Here is a 19,729-nt window from a genome sequence, read left to right as displayed (position 1 = left end):
GGGGCTTTTGTTTTAAATAATTTAATGGTAGGTGTATCCTCCATCAGGAAACAATACATTGCCTGTAGTAAAACTATTTTGCATTAAATATAGAACAGTATGTGCAATTTCATCAATATGACCAGGTCTCTTTACAAGAGAAAGAGATTTATAAGCTTTATAAGCAGCTAGTCTATTTTCGTTTTGTTCATTTTCCCTCCGTATCGTTCCAGGGGAAACAATATTAACTCTTATAGGAGCTATTTCAACAGCTAAAGCTTTCCCTAAACTTTCAATAGCCCCATTACAAGCTCCATAAGCAGGTGCCCCTTTAAGCGGTCTTTGACTAAATGCACCGGACATTAATACGATAGATCCGGAGTCTGAAAGAAAAGGAATTGCATATTTTACGGCATAATATTGTGGCCAAAACTTGCCGATAAAGCTGCTTTCAGCAATATCATCCGTAGCAGTAATTGGTCCAAGGGTATAAGAGGCTCCTGGGGTGAACAAATGATCAAAATTTCCAACCTTTTTGAAAAAATCTTCTAATTGGTTTTTATCCTGATTATCCAATACATAAGTTTGAAGATGGTTGTTACTTATTATTTCTTGAGCAATCCTTAGTTTTTCTTTCGAACGGCCTGCAATAATAACATGTGCTCCTTGTTCGATTGCTTGTTTTGCTGTTGCAAATCCAATACCAGAACTCCCACCAATGATAACGATACGGCTACCTTTTAATGTAGTTATAGACATATTTAAGCCACTCCCTTAATAAAAACTTTAAAATAAAACTGTTATGCTTTTATTATTCGCTAAAAGATAGCAAGTGAAAAGTACGCACTTTATATGTACATAGTCACAAATTTCGTACTAATCGCTATTTATGCGGATAAGTAATATGAAAAATTGCAAAATATGGTTTATGATATCTGAGGAGAGGTGAAAAAAATGGATTTACAAGAACCGAAGTTAAAAGGGGTAATAGCAACATTACAAATAATCGGTGGAAAATGGAAGCCACTCATTTTATTTATTTTGCTAACAGATGGAACAAAACGATTTGGTGAATTAAAGCGATTAATACCAGACATATCTCAAGGAACATTAGCGAAGCAACTTAGGGAATTAGAGCAAGATCAACTAATAGAACGAGAAATTTATCAAGAAATACCACCTAAAGTGGAGTATAGCTTAACTGAGCATGGAAAAACGGTAAGTTTTGTTTTGGATAGTATGTGTGGTTGGGGAAGGAAACATTTAGAATATATAAATAGAGATAAACTATAAATTTATTATGTAAACAAAAGTGTGGAAAGCTACTATTTTGATAATCTATATTTTATAATAAAATGATGTTATCGTACATAAAGTATTAATTGCAGCGGGATAGATGAAAACGTGTATTGCTCGAGGTAAGTACTTGTTCGGGACTGAAAAATGTGTACCAGATATAAAAAGGGATTTACAAAAATATAAATTATGAGTCTATTTCGGGGATCATCATGATTAAACATTTCATGTATAGTAACAAGGGGGAAATAATAAGATGAACGAATTAGAGTACAAAAACTTTTATGATAAAGTAGGAAGATTAAATGGATGGGATTTTAGTAAGGTAAAATGTGAAACTGTAGGAGATACATGGGACTTTTATGGAGAAGTGAAAAAAAGATGTAAACCATCAGACACTCTACTTGATGTTGGTACAGGTGGAGGAGAGAATGTGCTTAACATAGCACCTTCAGCTAAATTTTTAATTGGAATTGATAATTCTAATGGGATGATTGAAACGGCACATTCTAACTTGAAAAAATCAGGTATACAAAATGTCGAGTTTCTTCAAATGGATTCTGAAGCGTTAACGTTTCAGAATGCCTATTTTGATATTGCTTCTAATTGTCACGCACCGTTTATAGCATCTGAGTTAGCAAAAGTAATGAAACAAGGTGCTTTTTTCTTAACGCAACAAGTTTGCGAACATGATAAATTGAATCTTAAAGAAGCATTTGGAAGAGGACAATGCTTAGGTGAAAGAGATGGCACATTAAAAGAAAAGTATATGAATGAACTTATTAGTGTAGGATTTGAACTCGTGCAAGTACGTGAATATGATGTTATTGATTATTACAGTACGCCTGAAGATCTTATTTTCTTATTAAAACATACGCCTATTATTCCTAATTTTGGAGAAGAGGAAGAGGATTTTATTATTTTGCAAAAGTTCATTAAAGCTAATAGTTCTGAAAAAGGTATTCGTACGAATTCAAAACGGTTTATGATAATTGCTGTTAAATTATAACGTATTATAGCGTAAAAACTGCTTTTCTTGTATAGAAAGGCAGTTTTTTGTGTAAAAAAGAATGCAAGGAAAACATAAAAATGTACCCTTATTGATGGTAGATATCAAACAAAAAGACTTTTGGGGCTAGCATATTCATACTAAAGTTGTAGTTTTTATATAAAAAATCAATCCTTCCGTTTGATTTTATCTATTTATAAATGTAATACAATACGAATAGATAATAAGAAATGAGGGGGAATGTAACGTGATTACACATATTTCAGATATAAAACTACAAACGGTTTCTATAGAAGGGGTAAAACAAGTTTATAGGGACATATTATCTTTTCCAATAAAAAAAGAAACAGCATCGTTTATTCAATTTGAAGTAACACCTTATACAACAATTAGTTTCCAAGAAGTGTATGAACCAATTGCACCTGCGCACTTTGCTTTTGAAATTCCATATTCAAAATTTCATGAAACAGCAAGATGGCTTGAAAAGTCTGGATTACTTATTGTGAAATGGAAAGATGGAAATACAATTGGTGAGGAGAACGGTTTATTTAATTTATATTTCAAAGACGGTGATGGAAATCTTCTTGAAATTATCACACATAGTTATGTTAAAGAAGATGTATTAGTACCGCAGTCACCTTTAAACATTTTATATGTAAGGGAAATCGGTCTTCCCGTTAAAAGTGTACCTGTTTTTACGGAATGGTTAAAATCAAATCTAGATATGAGAACGATGGAGGATGGGGATATTTTCAACTTTGTAGTTGGCGGCACTGCATATATCGTCGCGACATGGTGGCAGCGACCTTGGATTCCAATTGCGATGAAAGCTTTACAACCGAAAGTACATGTTTCTTTCGGAACACCGGATCAAGATTTTTTATACCGAATCCAAAATAACTTTAAGGAAAATAGTGTTCCATTTGAATGTAAAGGTAATGAAGTATCATTTATTCAACAGGGATATGCATTTACTGTCTCGCATACACCAGAGTTGCATTCAAATATTCCTAAAGAACTAAACTTACCACTTTCTATTTAAGGATAGAAAGCGGTAAGTTTTTGTATCTTCGAGAAGAAGGTTTTTGTTATGTTTACAGTGAATGTAAAGAAAGGGAAAAGGCGCTATTCAAATTTATTTTATGGAGGTAAACAAAATGAATCTAGGTAATCCGATTGCAAAAGGGAATACAGCAGACATTTATCTATATGATAATAAGATTGTGAAATTATTTAAAGATTACCTCCCAGATACAGAGTCTATGAATGAAGCAAAAAAACAAAAATATGCTTATTCATGCGGATTATCAGTTCCAAACGTATTTGCAGTGACAAAGATAAAAAATAGACAGGCAATTATTATGGAATACGCAAAAGGTGACAGTATAGGTGATCTCCTGCTTAATAATCTAAATGAGGCAGAACATTACATAAATATTTGTGTTAATCAACAAAAAAAGATTCATGCTATACGTGTGAATACGGATGAAACGGAAGCAATGGGGGAAAGGTTAGAGCGTCAAATTAAATCTGTACATAAATTGGATGAAAACCAAAAGGAAAGTATATTGAATAAGTTACATTCAATCAAATTTGAACCTAGATTATGTCATGGCGATTTCCATCCATTTAATCTAATTTTGAGTGAAAAGAATGTAAATATTATAGACTGGGTAGATGCTTGTTCAGGTGATATTCGTGCAGATGTGTTTCGTACATATTTATTGTATGCGCAGTCTTATATAGAATTAGCAGAAATGTATTTGCAAATATATTGCAGTAATACCAATCTAACAAGAGATGAGATCTTTCAATGGGCTCCTGTTATGATTGCAGCTAGATTGTCTGAGAAATTATCTCCGCAAAATGAAGTGTATTTAAACAGATTATTGACTCAGTATTTATAAGTAATAAAACAAAGTTTGTCTAGTAGCTAATTAATAAATATAGTTGTTTAACTAAAGTTGCCTTGTGGTTAAACAACTGTATTTTTAAATATTGATATAGGTATATTTAGTTTCAATCTTCATCCTATAAAGGTTCATAATCCGTACTTGTTCCTCAGTTAATTCTTCTTTATTCCAATACATATGCATTAAACTATATTCAAAAAGCTCCTTTAATTTTATAAACAATGGAAACTTGTCTATTATCTCTTTAGGTAGTTCATTTTCCTCTTGATACCCTTCAAATAGTGCTTTTGTAATAGAATACTCATAGTCAACAATATTCCCATTTCCAGCAAATGAATATTCTATCGCACTATAAATAGGAACGGCTAAATCGAATATATAAAAATGTTTTTCGCAGTCTTGAAAATCTATCATTGTTAAGTTTGAATTATTTTCAACTAAAATGTTTTCTAACCATAAATCTCCGTGTATTAAGCCGTAATTTGAAGGGGATTTTTGTAGTTCCTTTATGGAAGTTAAAACGTCAGATGCCATCTCTCTTATAGTCGTCTCTTCTTTAGGGATATATTTAAGAAAATTATATTCTTCATTTTCATACCAATCGTTTATATGTTTTACTGGTTTAATCTTTTCAAAGCTTTTAGAAATACGATGTAGTTTTCCAATTTGTTTACCAAGCTTTCTAAATATATTAGAATTCCATTCGCACCTTGGTAAATGTATTCCTGGAGCAGCTTTATATAATACGGCAAGAATCTCCTTGTCTAATGTTAACCTTTCTACTAAATTCCCATTAAGAGAAGGTATGATTGGAGGAACCGCTAAACCATTTTCATATAAAAAGTTCGTATATGTAACTTCTTCTAACTGTTCTTCATATGTTTTGTAGTTTGTAATTCTAATGAAGTATGTATCTAGTTCTGTAAGACATTGATACATTTCATTCGTTATTGGTTTAATGTTAATAAAATTTAATGGATATCGTTCATTTAGTAATCTAAGTATTCCTTTTTCTAACTCGTTCATTGTAACGCCCTTTCCAAACTTTAATTTTTTACTAGAGAATTAAAAGAATCTTAATTTACAACATTCGTGTTTTATTTTTGATATCCTTTAAAATGAAGCATTTTGTAATGAATGGCCCATGTTATAAAACACAAGAAATATCAAAAGAAAGAAACGAATCTCTTTTATACTTTTATATAAGGAGTGAAGGAAATGAATGAACATATACAGCAGATGATTGATTGGATTGAGAGCAGTTTAAAAGAAGAATTTTCATTAAATGAATTATCTCGTTATATGGGTTATTCTCCGTATTACTGTTCTTTTAGATTTCACCAAGTAACAGGCATTAGTATTAGACGCTATATTCTTTTGAGAAGATTGTATTTATCTACGGGGGATTTGACGAATGATAGAAAGATAATAGATATTGCATTGGATTACGATTATTCTTCTCAAGAGGCTTATAGTAGAGCTTTTAAGAATGTTTTTGGAATGAATCCAAGAGAATTCCAGCTTAACAAAATGCCTATTCAGTCATTTATTAAACTAAAAATAGAAGAGGAGTTAAAAATGAATATTTCTAGAAAATTAGAGGTTGAGCAGTTACGTAGCAATAATAATGAGTTGTTTGATAAAGATGTACTTAACATATTGAATGGTCAAATGATGTATGAAGAATTTAAAACGGAGAAACTAATGGGTGAGTCTGATTATGTCCCATTTAACGAGGCCATGTGTGTAAATAGGGCTACTGCACAAGTTTTTGATGAAGAGTTTATTAAAAAAAGAGCAGAAGGTCATAACAGTTCAGTAGAAAGTTATACAAAAAAGGTCATAGATCCGTTAAAAAATCTTTTTACAAAAAAGTATAAATGCATTGTTTTATGGTTTGGTGAAGATATGTTCTGTCAAATGAACCTACTTACCATACTTTCTTACCTTGAACAGTCCTCTTATGAAGGGAAGGTATACTTAAATAGCTTTAGAGAAGATGAATTTAAAGTAAATCAAATTGAACTTGGATTGGGAAATTATTCTTCGGTATACAATGAAGTATTAGTAAACCATAAAAAGGCTTCCCATAAGGTACCACCAGTAATGTATCAGTCTATAGACTTATATTTAGAAATGCTAAAACAAGATAATACTTTAATGAAATTTATCTCTAAAAATAAAGATTTATCAACTCAAGAATTATTAACAAAGTTGTTTCAGCTATTTCCAACAATCGGATATGGGGATTCTCAGTACATAGAACTGATAAATAAAATAAAGAAGAAAGCTGCACCTAAAATATAGGAACAGCTTTCTTTTTACAATTGTTCAAGTAACTCTAATTCACTCTCTACAAATAACATTAGTTCTTTAATCGTTTCTCCTGTAAAATCAAAACGAATTCCAGCAGCTTCATATACTTCAGTTAAAGGTTTAGAGCTACCTAACGATAATGCTTTTTTATAATTTTCTATTGCTTGTTTAGGGTTTTCTTTATATTGTTTATACATTTGCAGCGCACCAAGTTGTGCGATAGCATATTCGATGTAATAGAACGGTATTTCGAATATGTGTAATACAGGTAACCAGCCAGTTGCAATCCAATCTTCATACCCTTCAATATTTACGACGCTCGATTGGTAAGTGTTATGTAATTCTAAATACTTTTCGTTTCTTTCCTTAGCAGTATGATTAGGATTTTCATACATCCAATGTTGGAATTGATCAACGATAAGCATCGGTGGTAAATACTTAACAATATCTTTAAAGAAATCTAATTTTGCTTTTATAAATTCTTCTCTATTCTCATAAAATGTATCCCAATATTCCATCGAAAATAATTCCATTGTCATGCTAGCGAGTTCTGCTGATTCAGAAGGGATTTCCAAATATTTTTGAAGTTCTAACTGCTTCATACATTCATTATGAATACTATGGCCCATTTCATGGAGGAAAGTAGTAACATCATAATGTGTATGATTGAGATTCATGAAAATGAAAGATAATTGAGAAGCAGGTAAATATTCGCAAAATCCTCCTGGTCCTTTTCCTTTACGACTTTCTAAATCCAAGCAATTATTTTTATGCATACGGTCCAGTAATGTTGAAAATTCAGGGTCTAGTTTGTGTAAAACGTGAGAACTTTTTTCGATTAAATCGCTCGCGTCTTCGATAGGTTTTAATGCTTTTTGATTTGGTGCGGTTGCTTTTACATCCCACAGACGAAGGAAATCTACTTGAAGTTCAGATTTTTTCTCATTCAATATTTTATCGATAAGTGGTACAACGTATTTACGAATAGATTCAGCCAGCTCATAGCAATCATCAGGTGTATAATCAAAACGTTCATGTTTTTTAAACATATAATCACGATAATTATGTAATTGAATGTTTTTTGCTTTTTGGTGACGGATTGCGATTAATTCATTTAATATATTTTGTAATGTATCTTCAACAGATAAGAATGTCTCAGAAATGAGTGTTTTTGCTTTTTTTCGAATATCACGATTCGGATCTTGTAAGTAAGACTGTAGTTCGGTAATTGTCTTTTCTTCACCGTCCCATAGTGCAGTTAAACCACCTGTAATTTCGAAGTACTCTGTTACTAGTTTGTCTTCAGTTATCTCTAAATCAATGTTCTTTTCACAAAATAATGTTTGCGCATTCTTAATTTTTTTATCTAGTAAGCTATACGTTTTTGGATCAAGTTCCATTCGAAAAGGAGATTCTAAATATTTATTATCAAATGAATTTTGATAACGTTTCAAAAGTGGTCTCACAAATTGTTGATCATATTCAAAAGTATCTTTTATTTCTTTATTATCCGTATTACATTGAAAGGCGATGTAGTGTAATCTTAATTGTTCTTCAATTTCCAAAATGAATGTAGATTGTTTTTTTAACCAGTTTTCAAGTTCTAGTTTTGAAGAAATCACTTCATTTAATAAAGTAGAAAGAGCTTTTTCTAATTCTAATACATTATTAATATCAATCGTATTTACACGTTGCAATATTTATCCCTCACTTTTTATTTACTTAAGGAAGTATTCTTCTTCTTTACTACAATCCCTTTTTTTCCTAGGAAGTTTGTGCCCACAACTCCAAGAACAATCAAAATTGTTCCGATGATGTGATAGTATGCGATTTGTTCATGTAAGAATACAATACCCGCGATAATTGTAATAAGTGTAGATAAGTTGCTGAAAACACTTATTTTAGCTGCTTCAATATAAGATAACGAATAGTTTAATAACAATGCGGTTAGTAAAGAAGATAGCAAACCTAAATATAAAATGGAAATAAGAAATGTTCCGTTCATAAATGGTTTAAAGTATATAGTTAATGTCCCTTTGTTTATATGGCTGACGATAGCAATTAAATTAAAACTAATAAAACCAATCGCTGTCATTGTATAAGTTAAATCCATAAGCTTGAAATTATTTGCCATTTTCCGTGCTAATACATTATAGAAAGCAGATGATAATGCCGATAACAAAATAAGAATAACGCCGATGATACTAGTTTCATAAGCCCCTAGACCATTCATTATAAATATATAAATGACACCAATGACGGAGATGAGTACAGAGATTTTTTGTGATGTATTCGAATACTCTTTTAAAAAATAGGAAGCTAAGATCATCGTAAATATTGGGATCACCGCTTGTATAATTCCTGCTTCAGATGAACTTGTATACACTAATCCAAAAGCTTGAAAAGCAAAAAAAAGTGCTGGATAAAAAATCGCAATTGGTAAAAGAGAAAGTATATTTTTAAATGATATATTTAACTTTATGAATCCAAAAATAACCGGAATATTTGCTGCTATGAAAGCAACTGTAAAACGATGAGCCAGAGTATCAAGAGGGCTTGTAATGGTTAGTGTTAGTTTCACGAATAAAAAAGAAAACCCAATAATAAATGAATAGAGTAATGCTGATATATATGCTTTTGTTGTATTTTTCATAATTTCACCTCATAGTAGTTGATTTCTTACTGGCCAGTATACGTACATAGTAAACTTTCTGATCTAATGCTACAATGTGAACAAATACAAACTGTACCGGTACAAATTAAATGATGAGGTGGTAATGATGTATAAGTATTTACATGTTTTCAACGACTTAGAAAGTATGATTCAAAATGGGGAGATAAAAGAAGGTAAGAAACTACCGTCTATTCGGACACTAGTTACGCAATATGAGTGTAATAAGGCAACGGTTATACGGGCGCTACATGAATTAGAAAAGCGTCATATTATTTATTCTGTGCCTCAAAGTGGGTACTACGTTGTTAAAAAATCTGGGAATACCATAGAAAATAACGAGATAATTGATTTTGCTTCCTCAGCACCAGATCCAGATGTTTTCCCATATTTAGATTTTCAGCATTGTATTAATAAGGCCATTGATACGTATAAAAATGACTTGTTCGTATACGGAACGCCGAAAGGTTTACCGTCTTTAATTCCGGTCATTCAAAAACAATTAGCAAATTATCAAGTCTTCACGAAAGAAGAAAATATTTTTATAACGTCAGGTGTACAACAAGCGCTAGCGATACTAACTTCTATACCATTTCCAAATGAGAATGAAACGATATTAATTGAACAGCCAACATATCATTTATATATTGAGTATCTAGAAATAAATAAAATTCCTGTAATCGGTATTAAACGTACGAATGAAGGTATTGACTTGCATGAATTGGAGCGTATATTTCGAACAGGTAAAATAAAATTCTTTTATACGATACCGAGATATCATCATCCGCTTGGAACTTCTTATTCTAAAGATGAGAAAGAAAAAATCGTGTTATTGGCTAAGAAATATAATGTATTTATAGTGGAAGATGATTATTTAGCAGATTTAGAAACAGATTCAAAAGCAGATCCGTTATATAGCTTGGATAATTGTAATCACGTAATATATTTAAAAAGTTACTCTAAGATTATTTTTCCAGGTTTACGGGTTGGAGTTGCGGTCATTCCACCATCCATCGCAAATGATTTCCATACATATAAAAAGATATTAGATATTGATAGTCCGATGATTTCTCAAGCGGCTTTAGAAATTTATATAAAGAGCGGTATGTTTGAACGTCATAAAAACAAAATTAAATCTTCCTACTACAATAGATCAATAAAATTAGCGGAAACATTAAAAAAAGTGCAAAATGAAAATCCATCATTATTTGCATATAATAGAAAAAACACATTGGGAATACACACTTGTTTAGAAATAGAAAAAAACATAGCTATAGAAACAATCATAAAAAATTTAAGAGAAAATCAAATTAGTATCGATTCAGTTGATAAAAATTATTTAAATGATTTTCATAAAGAAAAGTTGCTAAAGTTAAACGTATCGAATGTAAAAGAAGATAAAATTGAAGAAGGTATTCGTAAATTGATTGAGGAAATCAAACAAGTGGGACGGATAACCTTTCAATTTAAAAAAGAAAAAAATAAATAAGGAGGTTTGTTGTGAGACGCAAAATAAATCTCTTGTTTGTGTGTATCGTTATAATAATTGGAGCTATCATTGTGACTAAATATTATAAAGAAGATGATCAATGTATTGCAGTTGGTAAGTATTCAAGAGGTATTATCGTAGATCAAAATAACGAACCTATATCTAATGTGAAAATTTATGAAGATTCAATTGAAAGTAAGGAACGTAGTATTTCAAATACACAAGGCGAATTTGAAATACTAAATGGAGTTTGTGGTGAGATTGTATTACAATTAGTTACTCCAGATGGAGAAATCTATACGAGGAAATATGATAGTAAGCATATACCGGAAGTGATAGAACTGAGTTATAAAAAGTAAGGGGAATTACATGCAACCAGTACAAGGAAAATGTGTTAAATTGATATTTTTTAGAGCACTCAATAGCTGCGTGTTCTTTTTATTTTGGACATAAGCAATTTAAATGGAAATAAACTACCAATATATGGTACTCTTTATGTATAGCATTTATTATGAATAGGAGGGTGATGGAATCTATGGGGGTACGTATAGTCGATGATTTACAGCAATTATCGCTATTACTAATGTTTTTAAGTACATTAATATTTTACAGATACTTAAAGAAAGTGAAACGAGAGAGAAAATTGACTGGTTTTGAATGGACCATGTATTTTGTCACTCAATTCGCGACATTAATTTGGGCATTTACTTATTTTATTAAACACTTAGCTGAATCGTAATTCCTATTCTTTTAATCTAATGTATTGTTATCTATTAGGGATATAAATATAGTCCGTATCTAAATCAATGACAACATCGCTCGTGACGTCTTCTCGTAGTAATTTTGGGATTTTTTTATAATGGTAATGTACACAAAATAAGCTTAGAAGATCTTCGTTAGATATCTCTTCATTTTTCACATTTAAATACATTGTTCTTAATTCGTTTAGAGAACGGTTAAGGCCAATAACATACTCATTAATTCCATATCCATCAAATTCAATTATCATATTATCACTTTTGGTTGCTAGCCAACTTTATAGCTTAAATTTTAGATGAATCTATTATACATTTTTTAAAATTTAGTGAGAATATATTTTTATAAAATGTGAGGGTCATAGATGGAACAAAATAAATTAGTTTTAGAAGGACCAAAACGTCTTAAGTGGGAAACTTGTAAAATTAAGTCTATACAGGATGAGGAAATTATCATTAAAACAATTGCAGGTGCAATAAGTATTGGAGCAGAGTTACCACAGTATAAAGAATCGGATGTTTCAGATACAAATCCTATGTATCCTAGAAAAACTGGATATGAAAGTTATGGTGAAGTTATTCAAGTTGGTAATAAAGTAACAAATTTAAACGTAGGTGATAGAGTAGTTTCTTTTTATGGACATGAAACGATAGGAATAGTTAAGGGGGATAAAGTAATTCGAGTGCCTAGTTATATAACACCTAAAGTTGCTTTATTATCTATTCTTTCGTGTGATGCTGCTAAAGGAGTATTAAAACTAAATCTGCGACAGGATGAAAAAGTACTTATAACTGGAATGGGAGTTATTGGTTTACTCGCTTGTTATTTTTTAAAATACTATGTAGGTGTTAAGCAGGTAGATGTTGTTGAACCTAATAAAAATAGAAGAGATTTTGCAAAGAAATTTGGTGCGAAAAACATATATGAATCAGAAGAACAAATAATAGAAACATATAATTACGGTTTCGAATGTTCTGCTACAAATAGTGGGTTTCACACATTACAAAAGGCTATTAATAGTAATGGAGAAATATGTATTCTTTCTGATGGTAATATAGAAGACCTAACATTAACCGCTGACTTTTATCGAAAAGAATTGCAAATCATTGGTTCAAGTGACGGATATGATTATCAAAAACATGCAGATTGGTTTTTTAATCAAATAGAACAGACGCCATGGATAGAAGAGATTTTTCAACATGAAATTCATTATTCTACACTCGAGCAATGTTTTGCAGAATTGAGTAAAGGGACAATAAATCCATTGAAAGTATTCGTTTCATATGAATAATAGGTCAACTTATAGCTTATAATTCATCCTTTAATGGAGAATGCTAGTAACATTCACCATTAAAGGATTGGGCTATTATGAATATGATTTTGGAAAGCATAATTTTAATTCTTACTGGAATGATTGCATTAAAAATGACAGGTAGTAAATCTGTTAGTCAAATGACGAGAGCGGAAATAATTATAGTAGTATCAATCGGCCGTATTATTGTAGAACCAGTATTAAGTAGGAAAGTAGTCCCATCTATATTTGCAGCTGTAATATTTGCAAGCGTACTTCTTATCATTCATTTCTTTGAATTGAAATCAAGGAAGGTGGAACAATTCCTAAATGGCAGTAGTGTTGTTATTGTTGAAAACGGAGAAATTGTAAAAGAGAATTTGATGAAAGCAAAAATGTCGGAACAACAACTATATATGCAATTAAGAGAAAAAGGAATTCATGATTTAAAGAGTTTACAACAAGTTACAGCTGAACCGAATGGGCGTATTGGTTATCAATTAATAGAGAAAGCTCAACCAATAACTTTAGAAGTGTTAGAAAAAGTAATAGATCAGTACAATATAAAAAGATAATTTCTTATGTAAAAATGCCAATATACAATAGAAGTATTGGTATTTTTTATTTTGTCTAAATGTAAAAATTAATATTTAGAATACATATTCAACCAATCTTTAAAATAGATATAGGCTTATTAATATGCTATATTCAATGGACCTATAGTGACTGTGGTGAAAAAAGCAGCGTTAAAATGAATAGGTCTTTCAGGTGATGCTATACAAGAGATAAGAATAAGGAGATAAAAATAAAATGGAATTTTGGGAATCAAGTTTTATTGAGAAACAAACAATGTGGGGATTTGAACCTACAGAATCTGCAATTTTGACAAAAGATGTTTTTCTGGAAAAGAACGTTAAAGATATATTAGTACCGGGTATTGGATATGGAAGAAACGCAAAGGTGTTTATCGATAATGGTTTAAATGTAACTGGAATTGAGATTTCAAAAACAGCTATTGATTTAGCGAAACAAAACGGACTAGAAGATGTTAGTATATATCACGGTTCGGTAAACGAAATGCCTTTTGATAACAAACTGTATGATGGGATATTTAGTCATGCACTTCTTCATTTGTTGAATGAGCAGGAAAGAGAGAATTTTATTAAAGATTGTTATAATCAGTTAAAACCAGGTGGATATATGGTTTTCACAACAGTTTCTCAAAAAGCTCCTATGTATGGAAAAGGAAACCAGTTGGATAAAGACTATTATGAGATAATGGAAGGCGTAAAAATGTTCTTCTATGATTCTGAATCTATAAAACAAGATTTTAATAAGTATGGATTAGTACAAGTTTCGGAAATTGACGAACCAAATAAGAATGTAGAAAATAAACCTTCAATTAATTTCTTAATGATAAAATGTAGAAAAGACCTGTGAAAAATTAGTATATATTGATTGTATATTCTGCATAAATAATAAAGGCAAACATACTAGGAATTATAAATGAACTAGAAGTCTTAATAGAGATAAATCTAGAGAAACAAGACTAGATAGCGCTTAAAATATGGGGAAATACAGTGATAAAATTAGAAATAAAATGCGTTTGATATTTTTTGTGGAGTTTTAATGTCAGAAAAAGAAGAAAAGGAGAAAAAATGGTTTCCTAGAAGGTGGGGGAAAAGAAAAGTTTCAGAGCATTTATCTCAACTAAACAAAAAAAGGATTTGGGTTACAATCTATGTTATAGATTTGTATATCGTAACTATTCCTTGTACAGTAAAAAAATATAAATCTTAATACATATATATTTATAGAAGCGACTGTTTCTTATAAAAGATACGATCGCTTCTATAAAATTGTCAATTTTATGCAATTAAGTGATGCCTAAGAAGTCGTATCGTTATCTCAAAGTATCGCCTTAAATACTTTTAATGAGTTTTATCCCCTCAACAAAGAAAAGTATTAAGTGTATAGTGTTCATTACAAACCATAACATGAGCTTTGAGTTCTTCACAGTTTTCAACTGACTTGATTTTGTATTAGACAATTCTATCTTTAAAGACATTAATATAATAGTATTAGACATAAAGCCTAACAATATAAATCCGAATAAAGGTAAGTTTGTAATAGCGCCTATTACCATAATTGCTATGTATACTATAGTTAGCTTTTTAATATACTGTTTATCTTCTTTTAATTTATCTATATTTTTGGTTTTGAACCAGTTTCTTACTATTCTTACAAAAATAATAGTTTGAAATACTAGTACAATTATACTTACAAAGAGAAGGAACAAAGTTCTTAAATTATTTTCCATTAAACCGTTCATTTCGTATGTACCCCTTTTATTTATGTTTATAGTATGAAAATGTAATTTTCAAAGAACCTGCATGTGATTAGTAACGGTACTCGTTCTCTATTTTCATGTTACTCTATCCTTGTTAATTATGGCAAAGGACAAATCTAAGCATTTAACTGTTAGTATGGTATACCCTTTATATATTTTAGGTTAATTTTGATTGTTTGCATATAATTTTATATTGGAATAAGTAATACGTCAAAATGTTTTGTGAAAATTACGGCTATTAATTGCTTGTACAAAAGAAAAAGATTAGTAGGTAGTCATATCGTAACGGGCGAGGTATACCTTATCTGTTGTCTGTTTAAAATGAAGTTTAACCATGTTGAAAATATGATTTTCATTTAGTATTTCTAGAAACAATAATGTGGTTAATTTTGGTGAAATTTAAAATGGAGGAAAAACGTTAGACCACTAGAGTGAATATATTCAAAGCCATATCATGTGTAGTGTTTAATATAATTAGGGGGAACTACATGACAAGAAAACAGATAATCATTACCTTATTTTCAATTACAGCGTTCATACTAATTTTAGTATCACTTGGTGTTTTTGAGGAAGAACTAAAAGAAACAGATTATAGTGAAGTTGTACAATTCATGGAAGATATGAAAAACAAAGAAGAAGTTGAGATTGATGTAGTTACTTACTATTCAGATAAGGCCTCTTTAGAGAATAGTGTACTCAAACAACCAAATGGTTGGATTATTTATCGTTTAAAAGCTCGTTATGATAAAGTAACAAATCAAAGTTGGATAGATGTGACGCCTGATCTTAGCCGTTTTAAGAATGTGGAGAAAATTTCTGAGGATATCATTACCTCGCACCAACAATGCGGCTATATTAATCATAATACAGACGAGAATAAAGGAAAAGTAGGATACATGTTAACAGAATGCTTCCATAAGTGGGAATACGATGTGAAGCCATCAGGGTTTGAAGGATATAGGATTAATTACACAATCTTACCGATTTTAGGTTTAAAATAAATTTAGTATTTGTTAATCAATTAGCTGATAATGTAGCTGAACAAGTAATGTATGATATTAAACTTATATTTTAATAATAGTTTTGGCTTATCTTTTTTAGGCTATTTGCAATGAGTTGAATAACCTTTATTCTAAAACAGTAATTAATAAAATTATTTAGTGTTAATATAAATTCTTATATATGGATTATGCACAAATAAAAAGGACAAGCATATAATAGAAATACCTATTAACTTTAAGTAACCTTAACTTTCTTTAATAGGATATCTCAAAATCCCCAAAAAGAGCACTTGCGGAAACAAGTGCTCTTTTATTTTTTTGTTTATTGAAGATGATTAAATTTCGTCCGACTAATATGGAATTTTAAACCACTATTTTATATAAAGTGGTAAAATAAGTAAGGGGAATTTGTAAGGGGGCGAGGGATTTGAAACTAAAAGAGCTGGCGGATTTGTTATTGATTAAAGATACCAATGGAGATATGAATGTAGAAATTACGGGATTAGAAATGGATTCTAGAAAAATAACTAGTGGGAATTTATTTATATGTGTATCAGGTATCGATGGTTTTCTTGAAGATCGACATCAATTTGTTGAAGATGCAGTGGAAAATGGTGCTGTGGCGTTAATTGTAGAAAGAGATATAAATATTGAAATACCTAAAATAATTGTTAAAGATGCTAGGTATGCTATGGCAGTTATTGCATCACATTTCTATGGTTACCCATCTAATAAAATGAAGCTAATTGGAATTACAGGAACAAATGGTAAAACAACTACTTCCTATTTACTTGAAAAGATTTTGACTGATTATGGATTTCAAACAGGGCTTATGGGGAATAACGGAGTGAAAGTTGGTTCGAAATGGTATCCTACTAATATTAATACGCAAGAACCACCGATACTTCAGCGGAATTTGCAAACGATGAAAAATCATAATACAGATTATTGTGTTATGGAAGTTACCTCACAAGGTTTACACATGGAAAGAGTTAAAGGGTGTAACTTTAAAACCGCTATTTTTACAAATTTAACGCAAGATCATTTGGATTACCATGGAACATTTGAGGAATATAAGCATGTAAAAGGCCTTCTATTTTCAAGATTAGGAAATGATTTTTCTATTACAGATAAAAATTTTGCTATATTGAATGCAGACGATCCATCGGTAGAATACTTTAAAAAAATTACTTCAGCTGAGGTTATTACATATGGGATACATAATGGAGCAGATGTTCAAGCGAAGAACATAACTTTAAGCCCAAAAGGTATTCGTTTTTTAGTTTCGTCCTTTAATGGAGAAATAGAAATCAATCTAAATCTAGTAGGCCACTTTAATGTATATAATGCATTAGCAGCAATAACAGCTGCATTGGTTGAAGGTATTCCGCTTACAAATATTAGTGACAGCTTATCTGATTTAAAGAGCATTGGAGGTAGAATGGAAATCATAGACGAAAATCAAGATTTCCTTGTAATCGTGGACTATGCTCATACGCCTGATGCGTTAGAAAATGTCCTTACTACAATTAGCGAGTTTTCAAAAGGTAAAATCATTACTGTTTTCGGCTGCGGTGGGGATAGAGATGCAAAAAAACGACCTATAATGGGTGAAATTGCTGGAAGTTATAGCGATTTTGTTTATATTACTTCTGATAATCCACGTTCGGAAGACCCGCAGGCAATAATGAAAGATATTGAAAAAGGATTTTCACAGAATAATAATTTGAATTATAAAGTTGAAGTAGATCGTGAACTTGCTATAAAACATGCAATAAACATGGCATCTTCTAATGATATTGTTTTGATTGCAGGGAAAGGGCATGAAACGTATCAAATTTTAAAGGATTTGACTATTCATTTTGATGATAAAGAAAAAGCTCGACAAGCAATTATAAATAATAAATAGATTATCTTTTAGAAAAGATTAGATTAAGTTGTGAATGGAGTGTTATTGAATGCAAACTAGAAAAGCTTATTTATATGTATTTCATACGATGTCCGATTGGGAATACGGACATTTAATTGCTGAACTTAATACAGGTAGATATTTTAAAAAGGGTTTAGCACCTTTTAAAGTAGTTACAGTTGGAATAAATAAAGAAAGGGTTATTTCAATGGGAGGCTTGAACGTAAAGCCAGATATTTCCCTAGATGAATGTGTACTTGAGAGTAATGATTTATTGATTTTACCTGGAGGAAATACTTGGACTGAAAACATACATAAACCCATATTGCAAAAAGTTGAAGAAGCTTTAAAGATTGGTACTATTGTGGCTGCAATTTGTGGTGCAACAATAGGCCTTGCAAATTACGGATACTTAAATTCTAGAAAGCATACAAGTAATAGTTTAGATTATATGAAAATGGTTTGTCCTACATATAAAGGGGAAAATTTATATGAAATGGGATCTGTAGCGTCTGGTGAAAATCTTATTACTGCATCTGGAGTAGCTCCTTTGGAATTTGCAGTGGAGGTACTGAAAAAATTAGATGTATTTGCGCCAGATACACTCCATTCATGGTATGAATTAAATAAGACACATGAACCTGAACATTTCTTCCAGTTAATGAATTCATTAAATAGCTAAGCAATTTAGTATGATCAATAATAAAAACCATGTTTCTAATGATACTGAAGCATGGTTTTTGTGTTTTGATTAATAAATATATAAAGTAACAAATTTTGTACAATAAAAATGAATTTGAGAGAAAGAGTCACATCTTAATTATACGATTATTTCTGAACGACAAACGTAATAGCATTTGTTTTTAATTGAATGTGTCTTTCGTTTCGGACTATATTATAAGCTATTTCTTTTATTTCAACTTTTATTTCTTGCCATTCCTTATAAATGCTTTTTAATAGATATATCATATGTTCAGTTGGAAGGTTAATTTCAATTAAAGCATCTAATTCTTCTTTCGTATGTAAGTCAATTTCTTGTATGTTCGAGTTAATAATTAAACAATTGATACCACCAGTCTTTGTACCTTTTTTCATAGAATGGAGCACGTTTTTTAAATCTTCTTCTGATTGAACATGCTCTAAACTTGATATTGCAACGATATAATCAAAAATATCAGGTTGGATGTAGTAGTTTTCAATTGCTGCTTGTTCTGTTTTTATAACTTCAAAAACATCATGTTCTTTACTATAAATTTGTAATTTTGTTAAAGCGGAATCCAGTAAGTCCACACAAGTAACAGTGCCGTTATTATTTTTTATTATTTGTGCAATTGGAATGCTATTTCTTCCAACGCCAGAGCCTAGATCAAGTACTTGTAAGTTATTTTGTCCTTCAAAGTACTCCATTAAGTCCATAACTGTTTTAACCGGTTTGTAAAGCCAAGAGCCAGTTTCAAATAGTTTGTATTGTTCATAGCAAAGGTCATGATATTTCTTTTCTTCTTGTCTTATGTAATTAATACGATTCATTGTATTTCAACTCCAATACTTTCATTCTAACGAGGTCCTTTAGCAAAACTTGCTAAAGCATCTAAAACTAATTCTATATTACTAATCAAGATTTTCACCTCGCTTTATAAGATATTTATATAATTCGATTAGAATAGAGATAAACCTTTTAGTCAGAAGATATTAAGATTTGTACTGTAGAAAATTGATTTTCTCAAGAGATAAAAAAATGTATAAACA

General features: G+C 30.6%; 22 protein-coding genes. 15 read left to right on the top strand and 7 right to left on the bottom strand.

Features of this window, described 5'->3' with window-relative positions:
- Positions 1 to 21: 21 nt before the first annotated feature.
- Positions 22 to 738, bottom strand: a complete 717-nt coding sequence (locus tag QCI44_RS15685) for an SDR family oxidoreductase (RefSeq protein ID WP_353811307.1) — start codon at positions 736 to 738, stop codon at positions 22 to 24.
- 195 nt (positions 739 to 933) lie between these two features.
- Here QCI44_RS15685 and QCI44_RS15680 point away from each other — a divergent pair, with 195 nt between their 5' ends.
- The 4 genes from QCI44_RS15680 to QCI44_RS15665 all read left to right on the top strand — a co-directional run bounded on the left by QCI44_RS15680 (position 934) and on the right by QCI44_RS15665 (position 4,191).
- The gene (locus tag QCI44_RS15680; protein WP_088083762.1) at positions 934 to 1,272 is read left to right on the top strand and encodes a winged helix-turn-helix transcriptional regulator; all 339 of its coding nucleotides are present in this window, start codon (positions 934 to 936) and stop codon (positions 1,270 to 1,272) included.
- Between the two features lie 259 nt (positions 1,273 to 1,531).
- Entirely contained in the window at positions 1,532 to 2,284 is a 753-nt protein-coding gene (locus QCI44_RS15675) for a class I SAM-dependent methyltransferase (protein WP_016134554.1), read from the top strand.
- A 247-nt stretch (positions 2,285 to 2,531) separates the two neighbouring features.
- Positions 2,532 to 3,326: a VOC family protein gene (locus QCI44_RS15670; protein ID WP_016134555.1), complete on the top strand. Its 795-nt coding sequence runs from the start codon at positions 2,532 to 2,534 to the stop codon at positions 3,324 to 3,326.
- Between the two features lie 115 nt (positions 3,327 to 3,441).
- Positions 3,442 to 4,191, top strand: coding sequence for an aminoglycoside phosphotransferase family protein (locus QCI44_RS15665; protein ID WP_016134556.1), 750 nt, complete (start codon positions 3,442 to 3,444; stop codon positions 4,189 to 4,191).
- An 84-nt stretch (positions 4,192 to 4,275) separates the two neighbouring features.
- On the opposite strand, the gene QCI44_RS15660 is transcribed toward QCI44_RS15665, so the two are convergent.
- Entirely contained in the window at positions 4,276 to 5,223 is a 948-nt protein-coding gene (locus QCI44_RS15660; RefSeq protein ID WP_353811306.1) for a phosphotransferase enzyme family protein, read from the bottom strand.
- Positions 5,224 to 5,415: 192 nt separating this feature from the next.
- Between QCI44_RS15660 and QCI44_RS15655 the strand changes: the two genes are divergently transcribed.
- Positions 5,416 to 6,504: a helix-turn-helix domain-containing protein gene (locus tag QCI44_RS15655; protein WP_116363443.1), complete on the top strand. Its 1,089-nt coding sequence runs from the start codon at positions 5,416 to 5,418 to the stop codon at positions 6,502 to 6,504.
- Between the two features lie 14 nt (positions 6,505 to 6,518).
- On the opposite strand, the gene QCI44_RS15650 is transcribed toward QCI44_RS15655, so the two are convergent.
- Together QCI44_RS15650 and QCI44_RS15645 are read right to left on the bottom strand one after the other, a co-directional pair.
- Entirely contained in the window at positions 6,519 to 8,210 is a 1,692-nt protein-coding gene (locus QCI44_RS15650) for a M3 family oligoendopeptidase (RefSeq protein WP_088083764.1), read from the bottom strand.
- A gap of 17 nt (positions 8,211 to 8,227) precedes the next feature.
- Complete coding sequence (locus tag QCI44_RS15645) at positions 8,228 to 9,166, bottom strand: DMT family transporter (RefSeq protein ID WP_016087756.1); 939 nt, start codon at positions 9,164 to 9,166, stop codon at positions 8,228 to 8,230.
- A 127-nt stretch (positions 9,167 to 9,293) separates the two neighbouring features.
- Here QCI44_RS15645 and QCI44_RS15640 point away from each other — a divergent pair, with 127 nt between their 5' ends.
- From QCI44_RS15640 to QCI44_RS15630, 3 genes are all read left to right on the top strand, one after another.
- Entirely contained in the window at positions 9,294 to 10,673 is a 1,380-nt protein-coding gene (locus tag QCI44_RS15640) for an aminotransferase-like domain-containing protein (RefSeq protein WP_088083765.1), read from the top strand.
- Positions 10,674 to 10,684: 11 nt separating this feature from the next.
- A complete protein-coding gene (locus QCI44_RS15635; protein WP_016134561.1) occupies positions 10,685 to 11,032 on the top strand; it encodes a hypothetical protein in 348 nt (115 codons plus the stop codon).
- Positions 11,033 to 11,208: 176 nt separating this feature from the next.
- A complete protein-coding gene (locus QCI44_RS15630) occupies positions 11,209 to 11,412 on the top strand; it encodes a hypothetical protein (protein ID WP_016087753.1) in 204 nt (67 codons plus the stop codon).
- Between the two features lie 27 nt (positions 11,413 to 11,439).
- Here the strand turns inward: QCI44_RS15630 and QCI44_RS15625 are convergent, their stop codons facing one another.
- Positions 11,440 to 11,682, bottom strand: coding sequence for a hypothetical protein (locus tag QCI44_RS15625; protein ID WP_016087752.1), 243 nt, complete (start codon positions 11,680 to 11,682; stop codon positions 11,440 to 11,442).
- Positions 11,683 to 11,793: 111 nt separating this feature from the next.
- On the opposite strand from QCI44_RS15625, the gene QCI44_RS15620 reads away from it, so the two are divergent.
- The 4 genes from QCI44_RS15620 (at position 11,794) to QCI44_RS15605 (ending at position 14,520) form a co-directional block, all read left to right on the top strand.
- On the top strand, positions 11,794 to 12,720 hold the full coding sequence (locus QCI44_RS15620; protein WP_088083766.1) for a zinc-dependent alcohol dehydrogenase: 927 nt from the start codon (positions 11,794 to 11,796) through the stop codon (positions 12,718 to 12,720).
- A 77-nt stretch (positions 12,721 to 12,797) separates the two neighbouring features.
- Entirely contained in the window at positions 12,798 to 13,295 is a 498-nt protein-coding gene (locus tag QCI44_RS15615) for a DUF421 domain-containing protein (RefSeq protein ID WP_088083767.1), read from the top strand.
- 235 nt (positions 13,296 to 13,530) lie between these two features.
- A complete protein-coding gene (locus tag QCI44_RS15610; protein ID WP_088083768.1) occupies positions 13,531 to 14,160 on the top strand; it encodes a class I SAM-dependent methyltransferase in 630 nt (209 codons plus the stop codon).
- Positions 14,161 to 14,349: 189 nt separating this feature from the next.
- The gene (locus tag QCI44_RS15605; protein WP_170771155.1) at positions 14,350 to 14,520 is read left to right on the top strand and encodes a hypothetical protein; all 171 of its coding nucleotides are present in this window, start codon (positions 14,350 to 14,352) and stop codon (positions 14,518 to 14,520) included.
- Positions 14,521 to 14,641: 121 nt separating this feature from the next.
- Here the strand turns inward: QCI44_RS15605 and QCI44_RS15600 are convergent, their stop codons facing one another.
- Positions 14,642 to 15,052 (bottom strand): hypothetical protein, encoded by a 411-nt coding sequence (locus QCI44_RS15600; RefSeq protein ID WP_001013789.1) that lies wholly within the window; start codon positions 15,050 to 15,052, stop codon positions 14,642 to 14,644.
- A gap of 506 nt (positions 15,053 to 15,558) precedes the next feature.
- Here QCI44_RS15600 and QCI44_RS15595 point away from each other — a divergent pair.
- From QCI44_RS15595 to QCI44_RS15585, 3 genes are all read left to right on the top strand, one after another.
- A complete protein-coding gene (locus tag QCI44_RS15595; protein WP_016134567.1) occupies positions 15,559 to 16,071 on the top strand; it encodes a hypothetical protein in 513 nt (170 codons plus the stop codon).
- Positions 16,072 to 16,498: 427 nt separating this feature from the next.
- Positions 16,499 to 17,980 carry a UDP-N-acetylmuramoyl-L-alanyl-D-glutamate--2,6-diaminopimelate ligase gene (locus QCI44_RS15590; RefSeq protein WP_088083769.1) on the top strand — a complete coding sequence of 494 codons (1,482 nt, stop codon included), beginning with the start codon at positions 16,499 to 16,501 and terminating at the stop codon, positions 17,978 to 17,980.
- Positions 17,981 to 18,029: 49 nt separating this feature from the next.
- Complete coding sequence (locus tag QCI44_RS15585; protein ID WP_001194783.1) at positions 18,030 to 18,662, top strand: type 1 glutamine amidotransferase family protein; 633 nt, start codon at positions 18,030 to 18,032, stop codon at positions 18,660 to 18,662.
- A gap of 146 nt (positions 18,663 to 18,808) precedes the next feature.
- On the opposite strand, the gene QCI44_RS15580 is transcribed toward QCI44_RS15585, so the two are convergent.
- Positions 18,809 to 19,510 carry a class I SAM-dependent methyltransferase gene (locus tag QCI44_RS15580; RefSeq protein ID WP_001079955.1) on the bottom strand — a complete coding sequence of 234 codons (702 nt, stop codon included), beginning with the start codon at positions 19,508 to 19,510 and terminating at the stop codon, positions 18,809 to 18,811.
- Positions 19,511 to 19,729 lie beyond the last annotated feature (219 nt).

Source organism: Bacillus cereus group sp. RP37 (genome assembly GCF_040459695.1).
Taxonomy (GTDB): domain Bacteria; phylum Bacillota; class Bacilli; order Bacillales; family Bacillaceae_G; genus Bacillus_A.
This window is presented reverse-complemented; position numbering and strand designations above follow the sequence as displayed.

Coding starts and splice junctions, on each gene's coding strand:
- QCI44_RS15685 (WP_353811307.1), bottom strand. CDS start 738: ATGTCTATAACTACATTAAAAGGTAGCCGTATCGTTATCATTGGTGGG.
- QCI44_RS15680 (WP_088083762.1), top strand. CDS start 934: ATGGATTTACAAGAACCGAAGTTAAAAGGGGTAATAGCAACATTACAA.
- QCI44_RS15675 (WP_016134554.1), top strand. CDS start 1,532: ATGAACGAATTAGAGTACAAAAACTTTTATGATAAAGTAGGAAGATTA.
- QCI44_RS15665 (WP_016134556.1), top strand. CDS start 3,442: ATGAATCTAGGTAATCCGATTGCAAAAGGGAATACAGCAGACATTTAT.
- QCI44_RS15660 (WP_353811306.1), bottom strand. CDS start 5,223: ATGAACGAGTTAGAAAAAGGAATACTTAGATTACTAAATGAACGATAT.
- QCI44_RS15655 (WP_116363443.1), top strand. CDS start 5,416: ATGAATGAACATATACAGCAGATGATTGATTGGATTGAGAGCAGTTTA.
- QCI44_RS15645 (WP_016087756.1), bottom strand. CDS start 9,166: ATGAAAAATACAACAAAAGCATATATATCAGCATTACTCTATTCATTT.
- QCI44_RS15640 (WP_088083765.1), top strand. CDS start 9,294: ATGTATAAGTATTTACATGTTTTCAACGACTTAGAAAGTATGATTCAA.
- QCI44_RS15630 (WP_016087753.1), top strand. CDS start 11,209: ATGGGGGTACGTATAGTCGATGATTTACAGCAATTATCGCTATTACTA.
- QCI44_RS15625 (WP_016087752.1), bottom strand. CDS start 11,682: ATGATAATTGAATTTGATGGATATGGAATTAATGAGTATGTTATTGGC.
- QCI44_RS15620 (WP_088083766.1), top strand. CDS start 11,794: ATGGAACAAAATAAATTAGTTTTAGAAGGACCAAAACGTCTTAAGTGG.
- QCI44_RS15615 (WP_088083767.1), top strand. CDS start 12,798: ATGAATATGATTTTGGAAAGCATAATTTTAATTCTTACTGGAATGATT.
- QCI44_RS15610 (WP_088083768.1), top strand. CDS start 13,531: ATGGAATTTTGGGAATCAAGTTTTATTGAGAAACAAACAATGTGGGGA.
- QCI44_RS15605 (WP_170771155.1), top strand. CDS start 14,350: ATGTCAGAAAAAGAAGAAAAGGAGAAAAAATGGTTTCCTAGAAGGTGG.
- QCI44_RS15600 (WP_001013789.1), bottom strand. CDS start 15,052: ATGAACGGTTTAATGGAAAATAATTTAAGAACTTTGTTCCTTCTCTTT.
- QCI44_RS15595 (WP_016134567.1), top strand. CDS start 15,559: ATGACAAGAAAACAGATAATCATTACCTTATTTTCAATTACAGCGTTC.
- QCI44_RS15585 (WP_001194783.1), top strand. CDS start 18,030: ATGCAAACTAGAAAAGCTTATTTATATGTATTTCATACGATGTCCGAT.
- QCI44_RS15580 (WP_001079955.1), bottom strand. CDS start 19,510: ATGAATCGTATTAATTACATAAGACAAGAAGAAAAGAAATATCATGAC.